Consider the following 3,691-nt stretch of genomic DNA (forward strand, 5'->3'; position numbering starts at 1 on the left):
CTGTTTGCGCTGCGCGCGATGGGCGGCGGCGATGTCAAGCTGCTCACCGCCCTCGCGCTGTGGATCCAGCCGCTGTGGTTCATGCGCCTGCTGATCGTGATGGCGCTGCTTGGCGGGGTGCTGACCATCGTCCTGGCGGCCTGGCACATTGCCCGCCGCCAGCGCGAACGCCTGGCCGTTCCATACGGCGTGGCGATCTCGGCCGCGGCTCTGTGGATACTCGCATTGCAATATTTACCAGCTTTTCACTTCAACTCCGTCGCAAGCGGTCTTGGGTGAACCGGATTTTAACCAGTTTGCCCGAAACAGCACTTTGAATTCGGGATTTTCTAGGGGGCTTCATAGCCATGGATAAGAAGAAGCTGATGCTGCTGCTTGGCGCACTGGTCATTGCGATCGGTACGGCCATGGCTGCCAGGAACCTGCTCGCCGGGGGAAGCGCCCCCAAGGCCGAAGCGGCCCAGCAGGTGCCAACCGGGCCCAAGGTGCTGGTCGCCCAGCGTGCGTTGCCGGTCGGCACGATCATCACGGCCGATTCGATCTCGTTCCAGCTCTGGCCCAAGGAAATGGTTCAGGACGCCTACTTCATCGACGGCGAAGCCGACATGAACAAGCTGCTGGGCACGGTCGTGCGCTATCCGATCACGGCTGGCCAGCCGGTGACGCAGGGCGCGCTGGTTGCCCCGGGCGACCGCGGCTTCCTTGCTGCCGCGCTCGGGCCGGGCATGCGCGCCATCACCATCCCGGTGTCGGCCAAGACCGGCGTCGGCGGCTTCGTCTTCCCGGGTGACCATGTCGACCTGATGCTGACCCAGACCGTCCGATCGACCGACAGCGGCGATACCCTGAAGGCCACCGAAACCATCCTGCGCAACGTCCGCGTGCTCGCCACCGACCAGTCGACCGAAACGACGGTTGAAGACGGCAAGACCGTGGTCCGCGCCTTCCGCACCGTCACGCTCGAAGTGACGCCCAAGATCGCCGAAAAGATCGCGGTGGCCCAGACCATCGGCACGCTCAGCCTGTCGCTGCGCAGCCTTGCCGACAATGCCGCCGAACTCGATCAGGCAATTGCCAGCGGCAACGTCAAGGTTCCGGCCGGCGCGAACAAGCAGCAGGAAGAAAAGTTCCTGGCCGACGCGATGAATCGCCCGGTCGATGGCGGTGCCACCTTCGTGACCGGCGGCGATGTGTCGCGCTTCCAGCGCCGCAGCCTGCCGCCGCCGCCGCCCTCGCCCGCGATGCGCGGCAACTATGCCGCCCCGGTGGCCGGATCGACCACGACCACCGTGGTTCGCCAGGGCCCCGTGGTCCGCGTGACCCGCGGCAAGACCACGGTCGAAGAACCGGTCGGAGGTCGCTGAGATGACCAACGTCCTCACGCTTAGCGCCGATGCGCAATCCGCCACCACCGGCACCATGAAAGGCCGCCAGATGAAACGCCTTGCCACCACCCTGATGACTGCCGTTTGCGCGCTTGCGCCGCTGGCCCTGGTCCCGACCCAGGCCGTCGAGGCCCAGGCCGTCGTCAAGCCCGCGATGGACCTCAACCTGTCGATCGGGCGCGGCCAGCTCGTCACCGTGGGCGGGACGATGACCGACGTGTTCGTAGCCAACGAAGCCGTTGCCGACGTGCAGGTGAAGTCTTCGCGCCAGCTCTACGTGTTCGGCAAGGCCGGCGGTGAAACCACCGTCTATGCCAGCGACGCGGCCGGCAACGTGATCTGGTCCGCCAACATCCGGGTCGGCTCGAACATCGACAGCGTCGACCAGATGCTGCGCATGGCCATGCCCGACGCGAAGATCGCGGTCTCGACCATGGGCACCAACACCTTCCTGCTGACCGGCACCGTTGCCGCGCCCGAAGATGCCGCCGAGGCCCAGCGCCTTGTCCAGGCCTTCGTCGGCAAGGATGCCAACGTCATCACCCGCCTGAAGACGGCCACCCCGCTGCAGGTCAACCTGCACGTGCGGTTCGCCGAAGTCAGTCGTTCGCTGGTCAAGACGCTGGGCGTCAACCTGACCTCGATCAGCCAGGGCGGCAGCGGCTTCCAGTTCGGGATCGGCCAGAACGCCGGCAGCCTGAAGACCTTTGCGCCGGGCACCCCGCTCGGCATGGGTACGGCCACCAAGGTAACCCTGCCCGACGGCAGCACCATCGACGCGACCAATGTGATCCCGACCACCAACGGCACCACCCTGGCGGGTGCGGGCCGGTTCCTGGGCCTCGACCTGCTCGGCGCGCTCGATGCCGGTGAAACCGCCGGTCTGGTGACCACGCTGTCCGAACCTAACCTGACCGCGCTTTCGGGTGAAACCGCAGACTTCCTGGCCGGCGGCGAATATCCGATCCCGATCAGCCAGGGCCTCGGCACCACCTCGATCGAATACAAGCGCTTCGGCGTCAGCCTGGCCTATACCCCGACGGTGCTGGCCAATGGCCGGATCTCGATGCGGGTTCGCCCCGAAGTTTCGGAACTGTCGAGCCAGGGTTCGATCACGCTCAACGGTTTCCAGGTTCCGGCGCTGACCGTGCGCCGTGCGGAAACCACCGTTGAACTCGGTTCGGGTCAGAGCTTCATGATCGCGGGCCTGATGAGCACCAGCTCGCAGAACACGATCAAGAAGATGCCGGGCGCCGGCGACGTGCCGATCCTGGGCTCGCTGTTCCGTTCGACCAACTTCCAGCGCGGCGAATCCGAGCTGGTGATCGTGATCACGCCGTATCTGGTGAAGCCGGTCGACGCCAACGACATCAAGCTGCCGACCGACGGCTTCCAGAATCCGAACGATGCCCAGCGCATCTTCGGCAACCAGGAAAACGACGGCCAGTCGGGCACGCAGCGTCCCCATCCGACCGAAAAGCCGGAAGCCGCTGTCGCCCCGAAGATCGGTGAACTCGATGTCCCCAATGCCCCGGCCCAGCCGAAGGACAAGAAGGACAAGCGCAACAAGCGCACTGCCGACGCCGGCGCCACCCCGGCCCCTGGCTTCAGCCTGAACTGAGAGAGGTGAATAGCGATGCGTAAGATTCATTCCCGCAAGGCCCTTGCCGCTGCTGTCACGCTCTCGCTCGGCCTCGCGCTGGGTGGTTGCGGCGGCATGCCGAGCAACCGCAGCCTTGAAAGCGTGCATCAGCCGGTGGTGAGCCGCACCAACTTCACGCTGGACCTGACGACCGGCCCGAGCGGCCTGCCGCTCAGCGAACAGCGCCGCCTGTCGGGCTGGTTCGAAGCGCTGGACCTGCGTTACGGCGACCGGATCTATATCGACGACCCGATGGCCAGCCCGGTGACGCGTCAGTCGGTTGAAACCGTCGCCGGTCGCTATGGCCTGCTGGTCGGTGGCGATGCGCCGGTCACTCCGGGCGAAGTCGTGGCCGGCACTGTCCGCGTGGTCGTCACGCGTTCGACCGCCGAGGTCCCTGGCTGCCCCGACTGGTCGGCCAAGTCCGACACCAACCTGAACAACGGGGTCAGCTCGAACTTCGGCTGCGCCACCAATGGCAACATGGCCGCGATGGTCGCCGATCCGGAACATCTGATCCACGGCGCCGACAGCCAAGGCCGCACGGTGATGATGAGCTCGACCAAGGCCATCGACAGCTATCGCGAGGCTCCGCCGACCGGCGAAAAGGGTCTCAAGCAAGAATCCACCCAGAGCGGGAAGTAAGCACATGAATGCTCCTTGG

Annotated in this window: 4 protein-coding genes; all 4 read left to right on the forward strand. The window is 65.7% G+C overall.

Annotated elements, in window-relative coordinates:
- Positions 1–279: prepilin peptidase (locus ACE3SN_RS16345; protein WP_374531832.1), on the forward strand; the 279-nt coding region annotated here is incomplete at its 5' end.
- A 68-nt stretch (positions 280–347) separates the two neighbouring features.
- Complete coding sequence (gene cpaB / locus ACE3SN_RS16350) at positions 348–1,364, forward strand: Flp pilus assembly protein CpaB (RefSeq protein WP_374531834.1); 1,017 nt, start codon at positions 348–350, stop codon at positions 1,362–1,364.
- 1 nt (position 1,365) lies between these two features.
- Complete coding sequence (locus ACE3SN_RS16355) at positions 1,366–3,006, forward strand: type II and III secretion system protein family protein (RefSeq protein WP_374531836.1); 1,641 nt, start codon at positions 1,366–1,368, stop codon at positions 3,004–3,006.
- Positions 3,007–3,021: 15 nt separating this feature from the next.
- Positions 3,022–3,672 carry a CpaD family pilus assembly protein gene (locus tag ACE3SN_RS16360; protein WP_374531838.1) on the forward strand — a complete coding sequence of 217 codons (651 nt, stop codon included), beginning with the start codon at positions 3,022–3,024 and terminating at the stop codon, positions 3,670–3,672.
- Positions 3,673–3,691: the final 19 nt, after the last annotated feature.

Origin of the sequence: Novosphingobium sp., assembly GCF_041915465.1 — a bacterium.
Lineage (GTDB): Bacteria > Pseudomonadota > Alphaproteobacteria > Sphingomonadales > Sphingomonadaceae > Novosphingobium.

Coding starts and splice junctions, on each gene's coding strand:
- ACE3SN_RS16355 (WP_374531836.1), top strand. CDS start 1,366: ATGACCAACGTCCTCACGCTTAGCGCCGATGCGCAATCCGCCACCACC.
- cpaB (WP_374531834.1), top strand. CDS start 348: ATGGATAAGAAGAAGCTGATGCTGCTGCTTGGCGCACTGGTCATTGCG.
- ACE3SN_RS16360 (WP_374531838.1), top strand. CDS start 3,022: ATGCGTAAGATTCATTCCCGCAAGGCCCTTGCCGCTGCTGTCACGCTC.